Source organism: Flagellimonas beolgyonensis (genome assembly GCF_003992615.1).
GTDB lineage: Bacteria > Bacteroidota > Bacteroidia > Flavobacteriales > Flavobacteriaceae > Flagellimonas > Flagellimonas beolgyonensis.
Genome location: NZ_RZMY01000013.1, coordinates 22,570 through 43,504 on the forward strand (window position 1 = coordinate 22,570; position 20,935 = coordinate 43,504).

Below are 20,935 nucleotides of genomic sequence, written 5' to 3' on the forward strand. Positions count from 1 at the left end.
TCTGATTGTCTAAAACCCCTCAAAAACCCCTAATCCAAACAAGGCAAAATCATACTTCACCGGATCATTGGGGTCCATTTTACGAAGATTTTTGTCAAGTTCCAACAAGGCCATGGCATCGTTTTGTTTACGTTTCAGCAATTTCAGTTTGCGGCCCACGTTGCCGGTGTGCACATCCAACGGACAGGACAGTTTGCTGGGGGAAATGCCCTTCCACAGGCCAAAATCCACCCCTGTACTGTTGTCACGGACCATCCACCGCAAAAACATGTTGATACGCTTTGCGGCTGAACCCTTGTTGGGATCGGAAATATGTTTGGTAGTCCGGATTTGGTGGGGCAGTTCAAAAAAAACTTCCTTGAATTTGGCAATGGCCGGTTGCATGGAATCCTTTGCTTGATGGGAAGTAAAAACCCCTTCCAATCCGTCGTGGTGGGTATAGATGTTTTGAAGACTGGTTACAAAGTAACCTAAATCGATAGCATTAAAAGTACGGTGTACAAAACCATGGAGTTTTTTCAGGTCGATCTCGGTGTGGTTCATCACAAAATCGTAGGGGGTGTTGCCCATCAAATCCATGAGCTTGGATGCATTGTTGATGATGCTCTTGCGATTGCCCCAAGCAATGGTCGCAGCCAAAAACGCACTGATCTCTATATCTTCCTTTTGCGTGAACCGATGGGGAATCTGTAGAGGGTCATCCTCCAAAAACTTGGGATGGTTGTATTGGAGGACCTTGGCGTCCAAAAATTCTTTGAGTTCGGCTTTGGTCATATCAATTCTTGGAAACGATCACGCCATCCACCATGGTCAGTTTTCGGTCGGCCATGTTCGCCAATTCCATATTGTGGGTTACCAAAACAAACGTCTGTCCAAACTCATCACGCAGTTTAAAAAACAATTGGTGCAGGTTATCCGCACTTTCGGAATCGAGGTTACCACTGGGCTCATCCGCAAAGACCACAGCAGGGTTGTTCATCAGCGAACGGGCCACGGCCACGCGTTGTTGTTCCCCGCCCGATAAGGCATTGGGTTTATGGTCGTACCGATGGGATAGCCCCAAAAAGTCCAATAGTTCTTTGGCGCGTTTTTCGGCTTCGGCCTTGGGTGTTCCTTTGATGAATGCCGGAATACAGACATTTTCCAAAGCGGTGAACTCAGGCAACAATTGGTGAAATTGAAAGATGAACCCAATATGTTCGTTTCGGAACTTGGCCAAGCTCTTTTCGTTGAGTTGGTTGATGTCCGTATCCTGAATCAGCAGCGTACTTTCACCTTTGTTGGTGGGCACATCCAACGTACCTAAAATTTGCAAAAGGGTGGTTTTTCCTGCGCCGGAGGCGCCCACAATGGATACCACTTCACCCTTTTGGATTTCAATGTCCACACCCTTCAGGACCTTAAGATCCCCATAACTTTTTTGAATGTTTGTAGCCTTGATCATAGAAGAACTTCTGTGGGTGAAAATACGGATTACGGGCGAGTGCGCAAAGATGTACGATCCAGAATTAGTTTTTTGGTTTGTCACCGACTAATTCTTGAATAAATAGTACTTGGAAAAATAAAAATATACACAAACTTTGTTTAACTTTGATGAATAATGAATGAACAAAATAATATTCCTGTAGAAACCGCCATTTTTGCTGGCGGTTGTTTTTGGTGTACCGAGGCGGTTTTTCAACGGTTGCAAGGCGTTATTGACGTAGTTCCCGGATACACCGGTGGAAGCATCAAAAATCCAGCGTATCGTGAAATCTGTACTGGACGAACCGGCCACGCGGAAGCTATAAAAATCACATTTGATCCTTCCCAAATTTCATACACTGAGTTGTTGGAAGTATTTTTTGCCACTCACAATCCCACCACCTTGAACCGACAAGGGAATGACGTGGGCACCCAATATCGTAGTGAAATATTTTACACCAGCGAAGATCAAAAACGCTTGGCGGAGGAGTTCATAGCCTTATTGGAAAACAAAAAAGTATTTTCGGACCCTATTGTAACGGTTGCTTCTGAAGAAAAACCCTTTTATTTGGCAGAGGAGGAGCACCATGATTATTACAATGGGCATGGGGAACAACCCTATTGTCAGTTCATCATAGATCCAAAGATCAAAAAATTGAAGACCTATTATTCTAAAAAATTAAAGAATGGCACCCTATAGATACCTCGAAGAATACAACATTGACATTACCAATGAAGTTAAGGATCACTTCTCCAAGATTGTGGACGACATTGGGGAGGATGTCACACGTGAAGGCTTGTTGAAAACTCCGGAGCGGGCTGCCAAAGCCATGTTGTTCCTAACACAAGGGTACAAACAGGATGCCGAGGAAATTTTACGTAGTGCCATGTTCGCTGAAAGTTATGATGATATGGTGATTATAAAGGATATTGAGATGTACTCCCTTTGTGAACACCATATGTTGCCCTTTTTTGGAAAGGCACATATTGCCTACATTCCAAACGGCCATATCGTGGGATTGAGTAAAATTCCTCGGGTAGTGGATGTATTTGCCCGAAGGTTGCAGGTGCAGGAACGATTGACGCATGATATTCTGGAATGCATCAATAATACCCTAAAGCCCAAAGGGGTAGCTGTGGTTATCGAAGCATCTCACATGTGCATGATGATGCGCGGGGTACAAAAGCAGAATTCGGTAACAACTACATCTGGATTTCGAGGACAGTTCGAAAAAATTGAGACCCGTAACGAGTTTTTGAAGTTGATCGGGTCAAATTTGTCCTGACCTATTTTTCCAATTCGGGGGGAATGCCTATTTTTCGTGCATGACAACCGAAAAGGATTCAAAATACCGTAATTTATTATTGGGACTGTTGTTCGACGGTATTGGTATGTTGTCCTTTGTGATTCCCGGTATCGGTGAATTCTCCGATGTGATCTGGGCGCCCATTGCCGGATGGTTGATGACCCGTTTGTACAAGGGCCGAGTAGGACAAGCTGCCGGTTTGATCACTTTTGCCGAAGAGCTTGTTCCCGGATTGGACTTGATACCTACCTTTACCCTGACTTGGATCTACACGTATTTTTTGGCCAAAAAAAAGGGCAACAAATAAAAAATCATCTGCTGCCCGTTCTTATTATCCGCTTCTTTTTATAACGGAATGCTCACATTGAAGGCAATGTTTCTTCCAATGTTCGCAATGCCATCTGGTTTTAAACGGGATAGATGCGAAATATAGTTTTTATCAAATAAATTGTTTCCACTGATCTTATATCCGATTTTTTGGTTGAAAAGAAGTATATCACCACCAAAACCAACATTGAATAGATTGTAGCGTGGTGTTTTGGTTTCAAACTCAGCTACCTTGTTTTGGTCAAAAAAGGTCTGAAGAGTAACAAAGGCGTAACTATTGGACTTGGTCGCTTTGTTGCTCCATTCTACCCGGAAGGTATTGGTCCAACGGTTGGCCGGAATCAAGGGTAGGTTGGTATCGTCTTCCAATTGACCGTATACAATATCGTAGCTACTTTCCAAATGCAACCAGTCTATGGGGTGTGGGTGAATGTGGAATCCAAATTCTCCACCATACAAGGTCGCATTTTGCTGTTGGAACACATAAATGGGATCAACATCCCTAAATTCACCTGTTGGCTGTAAGTAGATGTAGTTGTTTACACCGTTGAAAAACCCGTTGATATATGCTTCCAAGTGTTGGTTGCCGTATTCCAAGGCCAAGTCTATCTGGAAGTTCTGCTCACTTTTAAGGTCTGCGTTTCCAATTTCAAACCGGTTGGCTCCACTGTGCGAACCATTGGAAGTCAATTCTGAAAGGTTCGGCGCCCTAAATCCGGAGGCTAGGTTTAAACGGGCAATAATATTGTCGGAAACATCGGCACGGTAACCTACAGCAGCATTAAAACTGCTAAAATTCCTGTCGATGGCCGGTATGTATTCCTCATCACCCACAATGCCGCTTTCATCGCCATTTATGGACCGTAGATCATAACGAAGACCCAACTGCAGGTCACTTTTTTCGAAGTGGATATGCGAGGTCGCCAAAATGCCAAAATCGTTGGTAATGGCATCTGGAATCAAGACTTCTTCCCCAAAATTCTCATTTTTTTGATGCATGCCCTGTATGCCAAAAATGGTGGTCATTTTACCCCATTGTGGGTTGAACTGGATGTTATAATTGAAAGTGCTCAATTCCATATGAAGTGCCGGACCCTCTTCCTCTTCTTCCAAAACGGGTTCGCCTACAACCGGTTCCTCTTCCTCATGGTGATCTTCAAATTCCTTTCGATCGTTGAAGGTATACCCGAAGGTGGCTTCCAAGCTCGATTTTTTGAAGAAGAAATTATTCTTTGAGCTTAAGATGTGTGTCGAAATTTCTTGATAGGGCAACAAAGGATCGCGGTCGTTGTTCTGCACACCAATTTCTTCTGGAATACCCAATTCGGAAGCGTTATAATTATAGCGTAACTCTGTTTTAAACCTACTGGCTTGGTAGGCCACACCTGTTTTCAAATCAGCTTCCTTAAATCGGGAGTTGGTTACACTGGTACCATTCCCGGTTTCGTAATCGGCATTGGAGGCATAAGCACCCCTGGCCAAAAACTTCAGTTTTTCCCCTGAGGTCTTAAAACCTGCGTTGGCCCCATACCCCAACGTATTTGTAAAATAGTTCATGTTGATATCGCCAGAAGTCTGACCGGGCAACGCAAAATTCTCAGGATTCAAGTAAAGAACACCACCCAAGGCATCCGAGCCATAGAGCAGGGAAGCGGGTCCTTTGATCACCTCAACACTGGAAATACCTGCATCGTTTATGCCCAATCCGTGTTCACCGCCAAACTGTTGGTTTTCCAATCGAACTCCTTGCGTGTAGACGAGCACGCGGTTGAAGCTCAATCCCCGAATCACTGGTTTGCCAATACCCATTCCGGTGGAAACCGAGGAAACGCCGGGAATATTGGTAATCCCGTCTGCCAAAGTTATGGCACCATTACTTTTCAGTTCTGCAATGGATTTCTGTTCCACCTTCATTACATTTTCCCGTTCCAGTTTATGAAAGGGGGTGGAGAGGACCACTTCATCCATTTCTATTACAGAAGGTACCATAGCGTAGGAGAAGCTATTGTTTCCTTCATTGATTTCAAAGGAGGTGGAATAGGTTTCGTATCCTAGGTAAGAAACCACAATTTTGTAGGTTCCTTCTGGCACATTGTTTATGGTGAAATTTCCGTTTTCATCGGTTATGGTCCCTTTTTCCAATTGTGGAATATAAACGGACACTTGCTCCAAAGGACCACTGTTTTCGGCATCGGTAATGGTTCCGGAAATGGTGTTTTGTGAGAATATGTAGATTGGGGCCAATGCCAAGAGCATTGAAATATAAAGTTGTTTCATTGTTAATGTTAAAAGAGGTTAATAAGAACTAAACAGCTAGAGACAATGAAACGCCGGGTGGCCCCCGAAGGGTCTGAAAATTGGTTTTAAAAGGTTTAAAAACAAAGGAGTAATAGGTCTCAAAATGACCTATCTCTTGAATTTCCACCAACTCATAAGTAAATGTTGTGGAAATCAGTAATTTGGAAACAAGCGTAAAATCATGGAACTCACAACCAATATCCGAACTATGGACATGATCGGTTCCTTTAGCAACACATTGCTTTTCCTGGGAATGGCCGTTAAACGCGTGATGCAGTTTGACCAAGGTGGGGGTGAAAATCCCCAAGGTCAATACCAAGGCTATAAAAACGTAGATCCGCTTGTATACTAGTGAGGCCATTGACGCAAATTTAACCAAGTGAAGGGCTTACATTGTGTTAACAAAAACCTAAACTATGGCACCAAAAAGCCCAAACCGATCCGTTTGAGCATTTTTTTCTCAAAATTCCAGAAAAACTCGAATTGGCCGAACAACCATCCAATGCCTACGAGCAGAATTTGATAAATGGGAAAAATAAGGAGGATACGTGAGGTCCAGTAAATTGCGCCATGTACGGAATCACCGGTTAATCCGATCCAATGGGTTAGGGGTGCTGCCAACTTGCCTGCCAAACTTCCAGTAATGGCAAAAACGATAAAAATGGCAATCATTTCCCATTTTTGGTTCACCTTCCATTTGTGTTCCAATTTTTTGAAGCACCACAAAAAGAAACGAACCATTGCAAAATAGAGGGCCAGGCAAATTCCAATAGTGAAGATCCATTCAATGCCGGTATTGTTCAATTCAAACGCATGCAACAAACGTCTGGCAATCCAATAGGCAAAAAGCATGGTAAGTGCTACACCCAATAAGGGGAACAACAACTGCCAATTCTTTTGGATTTCCCAACGCGCTCTAACTTTATCCATAGCAATAATAAAATCAGGGCAAAAATAACATATTAAATCCGGGGAAGAAAGGGCCCTAGACGTTGGTTGTATTTTCGTTGAAAGTAAATGAAGTAATTGTAGAGTTTGTAATTTACTTCGTAGCCATAGTCTATGTTGGGATCGTAGTTGATCTGCATTTCATAAAGATTGGGGTTGAATCGAGTGGGCTGCAATACCCGATTGTTCCAAGTGGTTACCATAATAAGGTTTCTGCTTTCCAAAAAATTTTGGGAATAATAGCCTTCCGGACGCGCAATGGAATTGAGCCAGGTATAAAAACCGGGTTCAATGATGATGATGTCATATTCCGTATCCTCATCCTTGATTTCAACGGGCTCCTCTTCCTTGGAATTGAACACACTCTGCTCTTGGTCTGAAATATCCAACAACTCTTTCTGTGCAGTACAGGAAAGTACCAGCAATCCAGCAAATACAAGGGAAAACAATTTAAACAATAGGTTCTTTTTCATATCCTTAAGGTACAAAAAAAGCCATTTGAAATTCCAAATGGCCTTGTTAAAATACGTTAAGTATTGGTGCTTATTTTCCAAAAAGACCACCAAGCATACCCCCGAGTCCGCCTTTCTTGGAACCTCCACTATTGAGGACCATTCCGGCCAAATCGTCGATAACACTTCCGTCTCCATCGGAATCCAAGAAAGATTCAATCAAAGATTGTTGTTTGGATGCTGCCTTACCGCCGCCCATCAATCCACCCAAAAGGCCGTTCAACCCATCTGGACTGCTCACATTCTGTTGGCGGGTCTGTTTGCCCAAATAGCCCAAAAGAATAGGAGCGGCAATCTGAAGAATTTGCGAAATGGTTCCCGCATCCATACCTGATTTACTGCTTAGGGCATTTTCTACCTGTGGTTGTTTGGAACCCAAAATATGTCCCAAAATACCGGCACCATCGTTCATCACACTCTGGTCCACACCACCGCCGAACAATCCACCCAAATCATCCAAAATGCCGCCATCGTGTTTGGAAGAAAGGGCATTCATAAGGCCTTGTGCGCCTCCGGGGGTAGAGGTATTTTTTTTCATGGCACCCATCAATAAAGGCATGGCCATGGTCAATACATCAGCTGTTTTACTTTCTGGTTGACCGGTTTGCCCGGCAACACCACTGATCAATTGTTTGCCCATTGGGCTATTGATTAAATCCAAAATTCCTGACATGTGTTCTGTGTTAAGGTTAGAGGGACAAGGTACGAAAAAGTGGGTTTTAACAACTTGGATATGTCATATTAATTCCCAATTAATTCAAGGTTGCAATTACCTTTTGGGCCAATTCAATACCAATACGTTGCTGTGCCTCCACGGTTGATGCTCCAATGTGTGGTGTCATGGAAATTTTGGGGTGCATCAAAATCTTAATTTCGGGATGGGGTTCCGATTCGTATACGTCCAATCCCGCGAATGAAAGGTGATCATTGTCCAGAGCCTCCACCAAGGCAACTTCATCCAACACGCCGCCGCGGGAAGTATTAATGATGCCAGCACCGGGTTTCATCAATCCAATTTCCTTGGCTCCGAGCAAATAACTGTCCTGTGCGGGCACATGAAGGCTTACAAAATCGGAATTTGCCAATACGGTTTCCAGATTATCTGCCTTCAATTTGAATTTTAAAGATTGTCCGTCGAAGAAGGTTGCTTCAATTTCCGTTTCCGTAATGGTATGATCCGTAAAAAGAACTTGCATACCCAGCGAAAGTGCCATTCGGGCCGTTGCTTGGCCAATTCGGCCAAACCCGACAATGCCCAATGTTTTGCCCCGCAATTCCGTGCCTCCGGCATAGCTTTTCTTCAAGAATTTGAACTGGCTATCACCTTCCAAGGGCATATTTCGGTTAGAGTCGTGCAGAAAGCGAACCGCAGCGAACAAATGGGCAAACACCAATTCGGCCACCGATTCGGAAGAGGCTTCCGGGGTATTGAAAACTTCAATGCCTTTGGATTCGGCATAAGCTACATCTATATTGTCCATGCCAACACCACCACGACCAATCAATTTAAGGTTGGAACAAGCGTCGATTACTTTTTTGTCCACCTTAGTGGCACTGCGGACCAAAAGCCCCTCAATTTTATGTTCATTGATAAAGTTGGCCAGTTGTTCTTGGGCAACTCGTGTTTCGATTACTTCAAAACCTTCTTTTTCCAAAAGATCTTTACCGGTTCGGGCGATACCGTCGTTCGCTAAAATTTTAATCATTTAGGTTATCCTTTCTTTTCCAATTCACTCATGATATCCACCAAAACTCCGACACTTTCAATGGGAAGGGCATTGTACATGGATGCACGGTAGCCACCCACGGAACGATGTCCGTTGATACCACTGATGCCCGCTTCTTTGCACATAGCGTCGAATTCATCTTTGAGTTCATCATCGGTAATGTTGAAGGTTGCATTCATGATGGAACGATCTTCCTTGGCGGCAATGCCTGAGAAAACAGGGTTCAACTCAATTTCAGAATAGATCAGATTGGCCTTACGCTCGTTGATTTCCTCAATGGCAGCAATGCCACCCAAATCCTTAAGCCATTGCAGGGTCAACATAGAAACATATACTGCAAAAACAGGTGGTGTATTGAACATGCTTTCCTTGCTCACGTGTACTTTATAATCCAACATGGATGGGATTTTACGGCTTACCCTGCCCAAAATGTCTTCCTTCACCACAACCAATGTAGTGCCCGCAGGTCCCATGTTCTTTTGGGCCCCAGCGTAGATAAGGTCAAATTTGGAAAAATCCAGTTGACGGGAAAAAATATCCGAACTCATGTCACAGACCAAAGGCACATCCGTTTCGGGAAATTCCTTGATCTGGGTACCATAAATGGTATTGTTGGAAGTCAAATGTAAATAATCGAGGTCTTTTGGAACCTTGTATCCCTTTGGGATATGGTTGAAATTTTGTTCTTGGGACGATGCGACTTCCACAATCTCACCCAGCAGACGGGCTTCCTTAATTGCCTTTTGGCTCCAAGTACCTGTATTAATATAACCGGCCTTTTTCTCCAACAAGTTAAAGGCCGTCATTAAAAATTGCATGCTGGCACCACCTTGAAGGAAGAGGGCCTGATACCCTTTGCCCTCCAGTTCCAACAATTCCAGGGCCAAGGAACGGGCCTTTTCCATAATGGCCACAAATTCCTTGCTTCGGTGAGAGATTTCTATGAGTGATAATCCAATACCGTCCAGTTCCAAAACGGCCTCGGATGCCTTTTGCATTACCTCTTTGGGCAATATGCATGGGCCTGCGCTAAAATTGTGTTTTTTCATTTCCTTGGTTTACGGGGTAAAGGTCTAAAAATTTCTTGGTTCAAAAAATGGTAAAGAGGGTTAGTGTCAGCCTAAAGCTGCAGCAAAAAAGCCATCGTATCCACACCATCGGCATAATCATCCAATCTGGGTTTTTGGGTTTCACCGAATTTAACTTCGGAACCTATTCCTGTGGCAGTAACCAGACATTGTATGTCTTCCTTCCTGTTTTCCAAAACCTGCGTTAATTCTTCTTTTGTTTCATAATTGGAATAGAACAACACAGAAATAGGGGAAGCAAGTGATTCTTCTTCCTTGAGTACCAGAAAACCATTATCCAACAATTGGAATTCACTCATCAAATAAACGGCCTTGTTGTAATCATAGTTATTGGCGTATTTATGTTGGTGAATGATGTCCTTGTAGGCATACATGGCGTTGAAAAAGGGTTCAAAATCATAGCCTTTGGGGACATAGAGCTTGGACACGTTTCGACATCCCAAACCATAATATCTGAAAACATCCTCGCCCAACGCTTCCAGTTCTTCCTTCGATTCCTCACCGGTAAGAATGGCCACGGAATTTCTGTTTTTTCGTATGATGTTTGGCTTCTTGCCAAAATAATACTCAAAATAACGGCCCGTATTGTTGCTTCCTGTGGCAATCACTGCATCAAAATTCTCCATTTTGCCCTCAACGAATTGTATACGATGGGCCAGTTCTGGATTCACTTTGATTAAAAAATTGGCCAGAAACGGCAATAAAATTTTATCATTGGATGATAGTTTTACCATGACTCGATGTCCGGAAAGCAATACACACAAAAAGTCATGGAAACCGACAAGGGGAATATTGCCAGCCATTACAATTCCCACCGTTTTGGGTTCATCTAGGGGCTTTATTCCATATTTGGAAATCCAGCTTTCCAATTGGTCCTTGGTCAATAAATTGGCCCATTGCTCCAATGCGAATAGAATGTTCTCTTTGGTAAACCAGCCATTGTGTTGTTCTGCTTTGGATATGGCTTCGACCAACGCCATGTCCTGATTTCCAGATTCATTTTGCTGATTTTCGCAAAAATCGGACAAGTATTTTCCAAGTTCGACAAAAGCTTCAATTGTTTGGATATACGGCGCCATTAAATTTGTACACTAATTTGGTAGGGTTTATTTTTGCCAAAAGTAAGCATGCTGAATCGAATCAGCCCAAAAGGAAAAGAAAATTATGGCGATAATTATTACTGATGAGTGCATAAATTGTGGTGCATGTGAGCCAGAGTGCCCAAATACGGCAATTTATGAAGGTGCGGATGAATGGAGATATAGTGATGGTACCTCTTTAAAAGGGGATGTGGTACTGCCCAATGGCAAGGCCGTTAATGCCGATGATGTTCAGGAACCCGTAAGCGACGAAATCTATTATATTGTACCGGACAAGTGTACGGAGTGCAAAGGCTTCCATGAAGAACCACAGTGCGCTGCAGTTTGTCCCGTGGATTGCTGTGTGCCCGATGAGGACCACGTAGAAAGCGAAGAGGTACTGCTGGGCAAGCAACAATTTATGCACCCCAACGGATAAAAGATAAATTCATGTAATTTTACCCGGGCCTAAAAGTGTCCGGGTTTTTTATGGAACAAAAGGAAAAGGAATACAACGGGATTTGGAAACAGGCTGGGTGCATCCTGTCCTTGGTGGCCATTTTTGCCATAATAGCCTTGGTGGTCATGGGCTTCTATCTACTCATCGGTAAATATTAGACCGCAAACCAAAACTTCAACTTATATTTGCACCCTCAAAATAGATAGGATTTAGATGAAAGCTGGTATCGTAGGATTGCCCAATGTCGGAAAATCGACACTCTTCAACTGTTTGTCCAACGCAAAGGCCCAAAGCGCCAATTTTCCATTCTGTACCATAGAACCGAACATCGGCGTGGTAAACGTTCCCGATAAACGTTTGGAAAAATTGGAAGAACTGGTGAATCCGGAACGCGTGGTACCTGCCACCGTGGAGATTGTGGACATTGCCGGATTGGTAAAGGGTGCCAGTAAAGGTGAAGGGCTTGGCAACCAGTTTTTGGGGAACATTCGGGAAACCGATGCCATCCTACACGTTTTGCGCTGTTTTGACAACGATAACATTGTGCATGTTGACGGTTCTGTAAATCCTATCCGTGACAAGGAAACCATTGATATGGAGCTGCAGCTAAAAGATTTGGAAAGCGTTGAAAAAAAGCTGGACAAAGTGAAAAGGGCAGCCAAGACGGGAAATAAGGAAGCCCAAAAAGAAGAAGCCGTTCTGAATGCCCTGAAACAGGGATTGGAAGCGGGCACCTCTGTACGGGCCATCGAACTAAGTCCGGAAGACCGTGCCGAATATGTGAAACCCATGCAATTGATCACGGATAAACCAGTCATGTACGTATGCAACGTGGATGAAAGTGCTGCCACTACTGGAAACGATTATGTGGAACAGGTGCGTGATGCCGTTGCCCATGAAAATGCCGAAGTCATCTTTTTAGCCGTGGGCACCGAGGCTGACATTACCGAATTGGAAACCTACGAAGAGCGTCAAATGTTCTTGGAGGATTTGGGATTGACAGAACCTGGGTCTGCTAAATTGATTCGAGGGGCCTATCGTTTATTGAACCTCGAAACCTATTTTACCGCTGGTGTAAAAGAAGTTCGGGCCTGGACCATTCCTGTAGGTGCCACGGCACCACAAGCCGCAGGGGTGATCCATACCGATTTTGAAAAAGGCTTTATCCGAGCCGAGGTGATTTCCTATGACGACTACATTAAATTCGGTAGCGAGGCCAAGGTGAAGGAAGCAGGCCGCATGCGCGTAGAGGGTAAGGAATACATCGTGAAAGACGGTGATATTATGCACTTTAGGTTCAACGTGTAGTTGCTGACCATTGTAATTTTCCATTGAAGTATTAAACTTCCCATTCGGGTTTCGACTAGTTTTGAGGCATGTCGAACAAAAGCTTGGGGATCATTTACGGTATTCTTGGCGTAGTGCTGTTTTCTTCCAAAGCGGTCATGGTCAAGTTGGCTTACGAGTATCAGGTGGAGACCTTGGACCTTTTGCTGTTCCGCATGTTGTTCTCGTTGCCTTTTTATCTCTTCATCCTTTTTTTGATCCGAAAGAAAAAACCTTTGGTCAACATTACCATAAAAGATTATGCATGGTTGTTTCTTTTTGGTTTTGTAGGCTATTATCTCGCCAGTTATTTTGATTTTTTGGGCCTCAATTACATCAAGGCAGGCTTGGAGCGTATCATTCTGTTCGTGTATCCAACCATTGTGGTGTTTCTCTCCTGGTTATTTTTTAAACAAAAAATCACCAAAGTCCAAGCCATTGCCATAATGATCACCTATATCGGTGTGGTCATTACCTTTTGGAGTGAATTGGACATCAATGGAAACGGGGTACTAATCGGTGGCTTTCTCGTTTTGCTGAGCGCTATTACCTATGCCTCTTATTTGGTGGGGAGTGGCTGGTTGATTCCCAAGTTCGGGGTGCTTCGGTTTACCAGTTATGCGATGGTGGTTTCCACTTGCTGTATTGGGGTGCACTATTTGATTTCCGGCAATTTTGGATTATGGGAATATCCAGCTGCAGTGTATGGCTATGGTGTGGCGATGGCCATTTTGGCTACCTTGATTCCATCCTTTTTGGTATCAGCAGCCATCGAGCGGTTGGGCGCCTCCAATTTTTCCATATTGGGGAGCTTGGGTCCCGTGTCCACCATTTTGTTGGCCTTTGTGTTTTTGGACGAAAAACTGACTTATTGGCAATTGTTCGGGATGTTGGTGGTGATTTTCGGGGTAACCTATCTCTCCATAAGGCGGAAAAAAGGCGCTGGGGCCTGATATGTGTTAACAAAAACCCATGTCCATTGTTGATTACTTTCTTTGATGAAGACTTTTATTTTTGCCCCTAAATTTTATATTAGCAAGGATATTCCCCAGAGTTATGGCAGAAACCCAATATACAGAGGATAATATACGTTCACTCGATTGGAAGGAGCATATTCGCATGCGTCCCGGTATGTACATTGGTAAATTGGGCGATGGTTCCTCGGCGGATGATGGTATCTACATCCTTTTAAAGGAAGTTATCGATAACTGTATCGATGAGTTTGTGATGGGTGCCGGCAAAACCATCGAAATCACCATAAAGGACAATGTGGTGCATGTGCGGGATTATGGCCGTGGCATTCCCTTGGGCAAAGTGGTCGATGTGGTTTCCAAAATGAATACAGGTGGAAAGTACGATACCCGTGCTTTTAAAAAATCCGTAGGACTGAACGGAGTGGGTACCAAGGCAGTGAATGCCTTGTCCACTTACTTTCGTGTGGAATCCAATCGGGATGGGCAATCCAAATCGGCCGAATTTGAGATTGGGAACCTTGTCAATGAGGAACTTTTGGAAGAATCCTCCAGAAGACGCGGCACCAAGGTAAGCTTCACCCCCGACGAGACTATTTTTAGAAATTACAAATACCGAAACGAGTATGTGGAACGCATGCTCAAAAACTATGTTTACCTCAATCCAGGATTGACCATAATTTTCAATGGGGAAAAATACCAATCCGAAAATGGTTTGAAGGACCTTTTGGAGGACAATAACAACCAAGACGACTTTCTATACCCAATCATCCATCTGAAGGGAGATGATATTGAAGTCGCCATGACGCATAGCAAAACCCAGTATAGCGAGGAATACCATTCCTTTGTGAACGGGCAGCATACCACACAGGGAGGTACCCACCAAGCCGCCTTTCGGGAAGCAGTGGTAAAGACCATCCGCGATTTCTATGGCAAAAACTATGATGCCTCCGATGTTCGGAAATCCATTATTTCAGCCATCTCCATCAAGGTGATGGAACCCGTTTTTGAAAGCCAGACCAAGACCAAACTGGGCTCTACTGACATGGGGGGCAATTTGCCCACGGTTCGCACCTATATCAATGACTTTTTAGGGACCCAATTGGACAATTACCTGCATAAGAACCCACAGACTGCTGAGGCTTTGCAACGAAAGATTGTTCAGGCAGAACGTGAGCGCAAGGAGCTTTCAGGTATACGCAAGTTGGCACGGGAACGGGCCAAAAAGGCAAGTCTGCATAATAAAAAGTTACGCGACTGTAGGGTGCATCTTCAGGATATGAAGAATGAACGAAGGTTGGAAACGACACTTTTCATTACCGAGGGGGATTCTGCTTCCGGTTCGATCACCAAATCCAGGGATGTGAATACCCAAGCAGTATTTAGCTTGCGGGGTAAGCCGTTGAATTCTTATGGCATGTCCAAGAAAATCGTCTACGAAAACGAAGAATTCAATCTATTGCAGGCTGCACTCAATATTGAGGAGTCCATGGAGGACCTTCGGTATAACAATATTGTGATCGCTACCGATGCCGATGTGGATGGTATGCACATTCGATTGTTGTTGATCACTTTCTTTCTACAATTTTTCCCTGAATTGATCAAGGAAAATCACCTATACATTTTACAGACTCCATTGTTCCGTGTTCGGAACAAAAAGGAGACCATATACTGCTACAGTGAGGAAGAGAAAAGGAATGCCATACAAAAACTGACCGGAAAACCGGAAATTACCCGATTCAAGGGATTGGGTGAAATTTCCCCTGATGAGTTCAAGCACTTTATCGGTGATGATATCCGACTGGAACCCGTGATGCTCGACAAAGCCATGAGCATCGACAATCTGCTCCAGTTCTATATGGGCAAAAACACCCCGGACCGGCAAGAATTCATCATCAACAACCTTAAAGTGGAACTTGATTTGATCGAAGAAAACCAACTTTAAATAAACCCTATAAATGTTGCCCTTCTAAATGGAAGAGAACGAAGAATTGAATGAGGAAGGTTTAGAAAACCATGAAGAATCCCACGATAGTCTTGTCAAGGTTACGGGGATGTACAAAGACTGGTTCCTGGATTATGCGTCCTATGTAATTTTGGAGCGCGCGGTTCCGGCCATTGAGGACGGGTTCAAGCCCGTTCAGCGCCGAATCATGCATGCCCTAAAGGAGTTGGACGATGGGCGCTACAATAAAGTGGCCAATGTGGTGGGGCATACCATGCAATACCACCCCCATGGTGATGCCAGTATCGCCGATGCCATGGTGCAGATCGGACAAAAGGACCTGCTGATCGATACCCAAGGAAACTGGGGAAATATTTTGACCGGAGATGGAGCAGCAGCACCACGATATATTGAGGCAAGGCTTTCCAAGTTTGCATTGGAAGTGGTATTCAGCCCAAAAATTACAGAATGGCAATTGTCCTACGACGGACGAAAAAAGGAGCCCGTTAACCTTCCGGTAAAATTCCCATTGCTTTTGGCCCAGGGCGCAGAGGGTATTGCGGTAGGACTGTCAACGAAAATTTTGCCCCACAATTTTGTGGAATTGATAGATGCTTCCATCAAACACTTAAAGGGTCAGCGATTCACCTTGTATCCCGATTTTCCAACGGCTGGTATTATCGATGTCACCAATTACAACGATGGCATGCGCGGCGGCAAGATCAGGGTCAGGGCCAAAATATCGACGTTGGACAAGAACACCTTGGTGATCACTGAAATACCCTATGGAACCAACACCTCCTCTTTAATTGATTCCATCTTAAAAGCTAATGATAAGGGTAAAATCAAGATCAAAAAGATAGAGGACAATACAGCGGCCGAAGTCGAAATCTTGGTGCATTTGCCCAGTGGCATATCACCGGACAAAACAATTGATGCACTTTATGCCTTTACGGCCTGTGAATCGTCCATTTCGCCCTTGGGATGCATCATCGAGGACAACAAACCGAATTTTATCGGGGTTAAAGAAATGCTTGAACGTTCAACGGATAATACTGTTGAACTACTGAAATCTGAGCTTGAAATACAGTTGGACGAATTGGAGGAACAGTGGCATTTTGCATCGTTGGAGCGCATCTTTATTGAGAATCGTATCTATCGCGATATTGAAGAGGAAGAAACATGGGAAGGCGTTATTGCTGCCATCGATAAAGGATTGAAACCCCATACTGCCCACCTAAAACGCGCGGTTACCGAAGAGGACATTGTTCGCTTGACCGAAATCCGAATCAAACGTATTTCCAAGTTCGACCTGGAAAAGGCGCAGCAGCTCATTGAAGGGCTGGAGGAAAAGATTGCCCAGACCAAACACCATTTGGAGCATTTGGTGGAATATGCCATCGATTATTTCAAGGAATTGAAAAAGAAATATGGCGCCGGTCGGGAAAGACAATCGGAAATCCGGATTTTTGATGACATCGAGGCCACCAAAGTGGTTATCCGAAATACCAAACTGTACGTAAACCGAGAGGAAGGGTTTATTGGAACTTCCTTAAAACGTGATGAATACGTAACGGATTGTAGCGACATTGACGATATTATCGTATTCACCGAAAAAGGTGAAATGATGGTCACCAAGGTGGATTCCAAAGTGTTTGTGGGCAAGAACATCATCCATGTGGCCGTGTTCAAGAAAAAGGACAAGCGCACCATCTACAACATGATATACAAAGATGGGAAGGGCGGGCCATCTTACATTAAGCGTTTTAATGTGACCAGCATTACCCGAGACAAGATGTACCAATTGGCAGGCGAAAAAGCTTCTGCTGAAGTACTATATTTTTCCGCCAACCCCAATGGTGAGGCCGAAGTGGTCACCGTATTGCTCCGTCAATCCGGAAGTATCAAAAAATTAAAATGGGACCTCGATTTTGCCGATGTCCTTATCAAAGGAAGGGCTTCCAAAGGAAATTTGGTAACCAAGTATCCTGTTAAGCGCATTGAACTGAAAGAAAAAGGAGTATCTACACTGAAACCACGAAAAATTTGGTTTGACGATGTGGTAAGCCGCTTGAATGTCGATGGAAGAGGGGAGTTGCTCGGTGAATTCAAAGGAGACGATTTGTTGCTGGTCATAGACCAAAAAGGAATTGTAAAAACCATTCCCCCAGATTTGTTGACACGTTTCAACGATGATATGATCGTATTGGAAAAATGGAATCCGAACAAACCGATTTCCGTAGTACATTATGATGGTGAAAAGGACCGCTACTACTTGAAACGCTTTTTGGTTGAAAACCCCAATAAGGAAGAGTTGGTCATCTCCGAAGCACCTAAATCACATTTGGAACTGGTGTCCACCGATTGGAGACCGGTAATCGAACTCGAATTCGTGAAACCAAGGGGCAAGGATGCCAAACCCAACCAAGAGATCAATGTGGAAGAATTTATTGCCGTAAAAGGGATCAAAGCATTGGGAAATCAACTGACAACGGACAAAGTAAAGAGCATAAATGTCTTGGAATCATTGCCTTTTGAAGAACCAAAAGAACAAAAAGCCGAGGATATTGAAGTTGTGGATGAGGAAAATATAGAAGATACCAATACCGATATTGATACAAATAATGGAGGTTCTGATCAGACTTCTTTGTTTTGAACCAATTTCTGCCTATATTTTCACTCTTGAGTTACACACCAAAAATTACCTCTTAACAAACTATATGGACTTTACCAACCCCCTGGTATATGGCGTACCTGTTTTTATTGCCTTTATATTGCTTGAACTTACATACAGCAAAACCCATGGCGACGACCATCTGTACAATTGGAAAGATTTAGCCGCCAGTGGATTTATGGGAGTTGGCTCCGCCATTTTGGGGCCATTGTTTAAAGTGGCTTTTGCCATTGTGCTTTTTGAGGGCGTTTACGAACTCTGCAATCCGATAGTCGATGGGGTCAGAACCAATTTCCTGGGTTTTCAATCATTCAGTTATGCTTGGTATGTATGGATTTTGTGCCAATTGGCCGACGATTTCACCTATTACTGGTTTCATAGGGCCAACCACGAAATCCGGATTTTATGGGCGGCGCATATTGTGCACCATTCGTCCGATAATTACAATTTGGGGACCGCCGTTCGTAACGGATGGTTCACCATATTGTACAAACCTTTCTTTTATGCATGGATGCCTGCCATAGGTTTTCCACCTGAAATGGTAGTGGTCTGCTTGGGAATCGAGGCATTGTGGCAATTTCAACTACATTCCGTCTATATCCCAAAATTGGGTTTCTTGGAGAAATTCATGAACACACATACCATGCACCAAGTGCACCACGCCCAGAATGTGGAGTATTTGGACAAAAACCATGGCGGTTTCCTTAATATATTTGACAAAATGTTCGGTACTTGGAAAGAATTAGATGAGGAAATCGACGTGAAATACGGTGTTATCCATTCTCCCGATTCGTTCAACCCCGTTGTTATTCTTACCCATGAATTCAAGGATATTTGGAACGATGTCAAGAAATCGAACAAATTATCGCACAAGTTGATGTACATCTTTGGCCCTCCGGGATGGAGCCACGATGGAAGCACACTTACGGTAAAACAACAACAACGTCTTTTTGAAGAGCATAAAACGGCCAATCCAGAGCTGGCCTACCAGCGGCCGAACTAGGCTTTAATGCTTATCCAAGGCTCCCTTACTTTCTTCAGGATTGGTGTTTTTCTGAATCCGAAGATTTAGAAACTCCACCATTAGCGAAAAGGCAATTGCGAAATACAAATACCCTTTGGGTATGGACCCAACTTCGTTCTTAAATATGATAAGATGTGAAAGGTGGGCTGATTCGGCAATTAGCATGAACCCTATCAAAATCAAAAAGGACAATCCCAGTACTTGGATGGAAGGGTGACGGTTCACAAATTCCCCTACAGGATTGGCAAAAAGCATCATGATCACCACCGAAATGACAACTGCGGTAATCATCAAGACCAAGGCGTCTGTTGGGTTGGGTGAAATTCCGTTGGTCATACCAATGGCCGTGAGTATGGAATCGAAGGAGAAAACAATATTGATTACCGTAATTTGAACTATGGCATTCATTAAGGATGAAGACCTAGACTTTTTCACTTCGCGCTCATCATGTCCACGATCTTCAATTTTTTCATGGATTTCGCGTGTACTCTTATACAACAGAAACAGCCCTCCTGCGAATAATATTACTGCTTGCCAGCTAATGCCACCAGTAATCCATGATTCATTAAAAACCAAAAAAGGTTTTTTCATCTTGGTGAGCCAAGTTATCCCGAACAAAAGGATGATCCGCAAAAGCATGGCCAGAACCAATCCGATATTGGTGGCTTTTTTACGATTTTGTTTCTCCAGTTTCCCTGCAGCGATGGAAATGAAGATGATATTGTCGATACCCAGCACAATTTCCAAAAAAGTCAGGGTCAAAAGAGCCATCCAGGCATCGGGACTGGTGAAGATTTCAAACATGGTCAGTGTATTTTATAGGCAGTTCCTTTAAATTTCCGCTTATCGCCAATGGCGTTGTATTCAAAAGTATACGTGGAGTCTGTCGTGGTCAATATTTTGATATGGATGGATTTTTCCTCCTCCATATTCTTGGGGTTCATGTTTCTTAAAACATATTCACAATCATTGATCCAACGAACGGTGGAGGAATCTATCTTTCCTTCAAATTCATCCACTTCCATGTCCATAGTTCGCGTAAAATAAGTTGTTTTTTCCTCTCCGTTTATGGTGGTGGTAAACGAAAACTTACCAGTTTTAAAGTCAGTACAATCCCTTTGGGGCGGTTGTTTACAGGCAAGAACGAACAGCAAAAGCATACCGAGGAAAACATGTTTTTTCATGTTTACAAAGTAACGGAAAGAATAGGAAAGGGTCAATCCTTTTTTGGGTTGAAAACCTCAAAGGTTCCGTCTGTATAGAACAGTGCGATTTGTTTGGTCTTAATTGTTTTAGAGCCAATGCCCTTGGTGGTTATCGATTCAGTTTCAGAGGGAACGATCGGCGGAGCAATTGTCTTCGTTGTATTCTCATCAACGTTTTGCTTGGATTCAATTGTGGCAGGAGGGAAGCTGCCCTCTCCTTTTAACAACCAATACAAATCCACTTCAGGATACGCGGTGATCAATTTGAGAACAAAATCAAGACTGGGTTTATTTCTGCCATTGAGCAAATGAGATATACTGGATCGTTGCACACCGATCTCATCCGCAAAGGCAGAAACCGTTAAACCGTAGAAGTCTATTACTTGCTGAATCCGTGTAACAATCTCTTCGTTCACAAATGTAAAATTTATAATTCAAAGGTAGAACAACTTCCACTTCTCACCAAGAATAATAGTGATATTGATAATCATAATCTCAACAAAGAGTTTAATTAAATAAAATTAATTATCTGATATATTAGGTGTTATAATTTACTACAAACTAAATGTATGCAATTGTA

23 protein-coding genes are annotated in these 20,935 nt (G+C 43.4%); 10 read left to right on the forward strand and 13 right to left on the reverse strand.

The window, feature by feature from the left end:
• Positions 1 to 9 precede the first annotated feature (9 nt).
• Both EO131_RS06795 and EO131_RS06800 read right to left on the reverse strand, forming a co-directional pair.
• The gene (locus EO131_RS06795; RefSeq protein WP_127020213.1) at positions 10 to 774 is read right to left on the reverse strand and encodes a TIGR02757 family protein; all 765 of its coding nucleotides are present in this window, start codon (positions 772 to 774) and stop codon (positions 10 to 12) included.
• A gap of 1 nt (position 775) precedes the next feature.
• Complete coding sequence (locus tag EO131_RS06800) at positions 776 to 1,444, reverse strand: ABC transporter ATP-binding protein (protein ID WP_127020215.1); 669 nt, start codon at positions 1,442 to 1,444, stop codon at positions 776 to 778.
• Positions 1,445 to 1,600: 156 nt separating this feature from the next.
• Here EO131_RS06800 and msrA point away from each other — a divergent pair, with 156 nt between their 5' ends.
• From msrA to EO131_RS06815, 3 genes are read left to right on the forward strand one after another with little or no spacing between them, the layout of a single operon-like run.
• Positions 1,601 to 2,164, forward strand: a complete 564-nt coding sequence (msrA, locus tag EO131_RS06805) for a peptide-methionine (S)-S-oxide reductase MsrA (RefSeq protein ID WP_127020217.1) — start codon at positions 1,601 to 1,603, stop codon at positions 2,162 to 2,164.
• Complete coding sequence (gene folE, locus EO131_RS06810; protein ID WP_127020219.1) at positions 2,151 to 2,750, forward strand: GTP cyclohydrolase I FolE; 600 nt, start codon at positions 2,151 to 2,153, stop codon at positions 2,748 to 2,750. The genes msrA and folE overlap by 14 nt, the downstream gene beginning before the upstream one ends.
• A gap of 40 nt (positions 2,751 to 2,790) precedes the next feature.
• Complete coding sequence (locus tag EO131_RS06815) at positions 2,791 to 3,078, forward strand: hypothetical protein (protein WP_127020221.1); 288 nt, start codon at positions 2,791 to 2,793, stop codon at positions 3,076 to 3,078.
• A gap of 38 nt (positions 3,079 to 3,116) precedes the next feature.
• Here EO131_RS06815 and EO131_RS06820 read toward each other — a convergent pair whose 3' ends face one another.
• The 8 genes from EO131_RS06820 to EO131_RS06855 form a co-directional block, all read right to left on the reverse strand.
• A complete protein-coding gene (locus EO131_RS06820) occupies positions 3,117 to 5,375 on the reverse strand; it encodes a TonB-dependent receptor (RefSeq protein ID WP_164731638.1) in 2,259 nt (752 codons plus the stop codon).
• Between the two features lie 28 nt (positions 5,376 to 5,403).
• Complete coding sequence (locus tag EO131_RS06825) at positions 5,404 to 5,757, reverse strand: hypothetical protein (RefSeq protein ID WP_127020223.1); 354 nt, start codon at positions 5,755 to 5,757, stop codon at positions 5,404 to 5,406.
• Between the two features lie 53 nt (positions 5,758 to 5,810).
• Positions 5,811 to 6,326: a DUF6787 family protein gene (locus EO131_RS06830; RefSeq protein WP_164731639.1), complete on the reverse strand. Its 516-nt coding sequence runs from the start codon at positions 6,324 to 6,326 to the stop codon at positions 5,811 to 5,813.
• A 32-nt stretch (positions 6,327 to 6,358) separates the two neighbouring features.
• On the reverse strand, positions 6,359 to 6,817 hold the full coding sequence (locus EO131_RS06835; protein ID WP_127020225.1) for a DUF6146 family protein: 459 nt from the start codon (positions 6,815 to 6,817) through the stop codon (positions 6,359 to 6,361).
• Between the two features lie 70 nt (positions 6,818 to 6,887).
• Complete coding sequence (locus EO131_RS06840) at positions 6,888 to 7,529, reverse strand: DUF937 domain-containing protein (protein ID WP_127020227.1); 642 nt, start codon at positions 7,527 to 7,529, stop codon at positions 6,888 to 6,890.
• Positions 7,530 to 7,608: 79 nt separating this feature from the next.
• Positions 7,609 to 8,559 (reverse strand): D-2-hydroxyacid dehydrogenase, encoded by a 951-nt coding sequence (locus EO131_RS06845; protein ID WP_127021367.1) that lies wholly within the window; start codon positions 8,557 to 8,559, stop codon positions 7,609 to 7,611.
• An 8-nt stretch (positions 8,560 to 8,567) separates the two neighbouring features.
• Positions 8,568 to 9,632, reverse strand: coding sequence for a 3-phosphoserine/phosphohydroxythreonine transaminase (serC, locus tag EO131_RS06850; protein WP_127020229.1), 1,065 nt, complete (start codon positions 9,630 to 9,632; stop codon positions 8,568 to 8,570).
• 71 nt (positions 9,633 to 9,703) lie between these two features.
• Positions 9,704 to 10,750: an acyl-CoA reductase gene (locus EO131_RS06855; protein ID WP_127020231.1), complete on the reverse strand. Its 1,047-nt coding sequence runs from the start codon at positions 10,748 to 10,750 to the stop codon at positions 9,704 to 9,706.
• A gap of 85 nt (positions 10,751 to 10,835) precedes the next feature.
• Here EO131_RS06855 and EO131_RS06860 point away from each other — a divergent pair, with 85 nt between their 5' ends.
• The 7 genes from EO131_RS06860 to EO131_RS06885 all read left to right on the forward strand — a co-directional run bounded on the left by EO131_RS06860 (position 10,836) and on the right by EO131_RS06885 (position 19,129).
• On the forward strand, positions 10,836 to 11,189 hold the full coding sequence (locus tag EO131_RS06860) for a 4Fe-4S dicluster domain-containing protein (RefSeq protein ID WP_127020233.1): 354 nt from the start codon (positions 10,836 to 10,838) through the stop codon (positions 11,187 to 11,189).
• A gap of 50 nt (positions 11,190 to 11,239) precedes the next feature.
• Positions 11,240 to 11,368, forward strand: coding sequence for a hypothetical protein (locus EO131_RS17385; protein ID WP_262707782.1), 129 nt, complete (start codon positions 11,240 to 11,242; stop codon positions 11,366 to 11,368).
• Positions 11,369 to 11,423: 55 nt separating this feature from the next.
• Positions 11,424 to 12,518, forward strand: a complete 1,095-nt coding sequence (ychF, locus tag EO131_RS06865; protein ID WP_127020235.1) for a redox-regulated ATPase YchF — start codon at positions 11,424 to 11,426, stop codon at positions 12,516 to 12,518.
• A gap of 68 nt (positions 12,519 to 12,586) precedes the next feature.
• Positions 12,587 to 13,489 carry a DMT family transporter gene (locus EO131_RS06870; RefSeq protein WP_127020237.1) on the forward strand — a complete coding sequence of 301 codons (903 nt, stop codon included), beginning with the start codon at positions 12,587 to 12,589 and terminating at the stop codon, positions 13,487 to 13,489.
• 103 nt (positions 13,490 to 13,592) lie between these two features.
• A complete protein-coding gene (locus EO131_RS06875) occupies positions 13,593 to 15,452 on the forward strand; it encodes a DNA topoisomerase IV subunit B (protein ID WP_127020239.1) in 1,860 nt (619 codons plus the stop codon).
• A 28-nt stretch (positions 15,453 to 15,480) separates the two neighbouring features.
• On the forward strand, positions 15,481 to 18,108 hold the full coding sequence (locus tag EO131_RS06880) for a DNA gyrase/topoisomerase IV subunit A (protein ID WP_127020241.1): 2,628 nt from the start codon (positions 15,481 to 15,483) through the stop codon (positions 18,106 to 18,108).
• Positions 18,109 to 18,172: 64 nt separating this feature from the next.
• On the forward strand, positions 18,173 to 19,129 hold the full coding sequence (locus EO131_RS06885) for a sterol desaturase family protein (RefSeq protein WP_127020243.1): 957 nt from the start codon (positions 18,173 to 18,175) through the stop codon (positions 19,127 to 19,129).
• 3 nt (positions 19,130 to 19,132) lie between these two features.
• Here the strand turns inward: EO131_RS06885 and EO131_RS06890 are convergent, their stop codons facing one another.
• From EO131_RS06890 to EO131_RS06900, 3 genes are read right to left on the reverse strand one after another with little or no spacing between them, the layout of a single operon-like run.
• Positions 19,133 to 19,954, reverse strand: coding sequence for a TerC family protein (locus EO131_RS06890; protein WP_127020246.1), 822 nt, complete (start codon positions 19,952 to 19,954; stop codon positions 19,133 to 19,135).
• Positions 19,955 to 19,956: 2 nt separating this feature from the next.
• Positions 19,957 to 20,334 carry a DNA topoisomerase IV gene (locus tag EO131_RS06895; protein WP_127020247.1) on the reverse strand — a complete coding sequence of 126 codons (378 nt, stop codon included), beginning with the start codon at positions 20,332 to 20,334 and terminating at the stop codon, positions 19,957 to 19,959.
• Between the two features lie 32 nt (positions 20,335 to 20,366).
• Positions 20,367 to 20,771 carry a helix-turn-helix transcriptional regulator gene (locus tag EO131_RS06900; protein ID WP_127020249.1) on the reverse strand — a complete coding sequence of 135 codons (405 nt, stop codon included), beginning with the start codon at positions 20,769 to 20,771 and terminating at the stop codon, positions 20,367 to 20,369.
• Positions 20,772 to 20,935 lie beyond the last annotated feature (164 nt).

Coding starts and splice junctions, on each gene's coding strand:
- EO131_RS06860 (WP_127020233.1), top strand. CDS start 10,836: ATGGCGATAATTATTACTGATGAGTGCATAAATTGTGGTGCATGTGAG.
- EO131_RS06825 (WP_127020223.1), bottom strand. CDS start 5,757: ATGGCCTCACTAGTATACAAGCGGATCTACGTTTTTATAGCCTTGGTA.
- EO131_RS06890 (WP_127020246.1), bottom strand. CDS start 19,954: ATGTTTGAAATCTTCACCAGTCCCGATGCCTGGATGGCTCTTTTGACC.
- EO131_RS06875 (WP_127020239.1), top strand. CDS start 13,593: ATGGCAGAAACCCAATATACAGAGGATAATATACGTTCACTCGATTGG.
- EO131_RS06895 (WP_127020247.1), bottom strand. CDS start 20,334: ATGAAAAAACATGTTTTCCTCGGTATGCTTTTGCTGTTCGTTCTTGCC.
- EO131_RS06840 (WP_127020227.1), bottom strand. CDS start 7,529: ATGTCAGGAATTTTGGATTTAATCAATAGCCCAATGGGCAAACAATTG.
- EO131_RS06815 (WP_127020221.1), top strand. CDS start 2,791: ATGACAACCGAAAAGGATTCAAAATACCGTAATTTATTATTGGGACTG.
- serC (WP_127020229.1), bottom strand. CDS start 9,632: ATGAAAAAACACAATTTTAGCGCAGGCCCATGCATATTGCCCAAAGAG.
- EO131_RS06880 (WP_127020241.1), top strand. CDS start 15,481: ATGGAAGAGAACGAAGAATTGAATGAGGAAGGTTTAGAAAACCATGAA.
- EO131_RS06795 (WP_127020213.1), bottom strand. CDS start 774: ATGACCAAAGCCGAACTCAAAGAATTTTTGGACGCCAAGGTCCTCCAA.
- EO131_RS06885 (WP_127020243.1), top strand. CDS start 18,173: ATGGACTTTACCAACCCCCTGGTATATGGCGTACCTGTTTTTATTGCC.
- EO131_RS06830 (WP_164731639.1), bottom strand. CDS start 6,326: ATGGATAAAGTTAGAGCGCGTTGGGAAATCCAAAAGAATTGGCAGTTG.
- EO131_RS06820 (WP_164731638.1), bottom strand. CDS start 5,375: ATGAAACAACTTTATATTTCAATGCTCTTGGCATTGGCCCCAATCTAC.
- EO131_RS06855 (WP_127020231.1), bottom strand. CDS start 10,750: ATGGCGCCGTATATCCAAACAATTGAAGCTTTTGTCGAACTTGGAAAA.
- folE (WP_127020219.1), top strand. CDS start 2,151: ATGGCACCCTATAGATACCTCGAAGAATACAACATTGACATTACCAAT.
- EO131_RS17385 (WP_262707782.1), top strand. CDS start 11,240: ATGGAACAAAAGGAAAAGGAATACAACGGGATTTGGAAACAGGCTGGG.
- msrA (WP_127020217.1), top strand. CDS start 1,601: ATGAATGAACAAAATAATATTCCTGTAGAAACCGCCATTTTTGCTGGC.
- EO131_RS06800 (WP_127020215.1), bottom strand. CDS start 1,444: ATGATCAAGGCTACAAACATTCAAAAAAGTTATGGGGATCTTAAGGTC.
- EO131_RS06870 (WP_127020237.1), top strand. CDS start 12,587: ATGTCGAACAAAAGCTTGGGGATCATTTACGGTATTCTTGGCGTAGTG.
- EO131_RS06835 (WP_127020225.1), bottom strand. CDS start 6,817: ATGAAAAAGAACCTATTGTTTAAATTGTTTTCCCTTGTATTTGCTGGA.
- ychF (WP_127020235.1), top strand. CDS start 11,424: ATGAAAGCTGGTATCGTAGGATTGCCCAATGTCGGAAAATCGACACTC.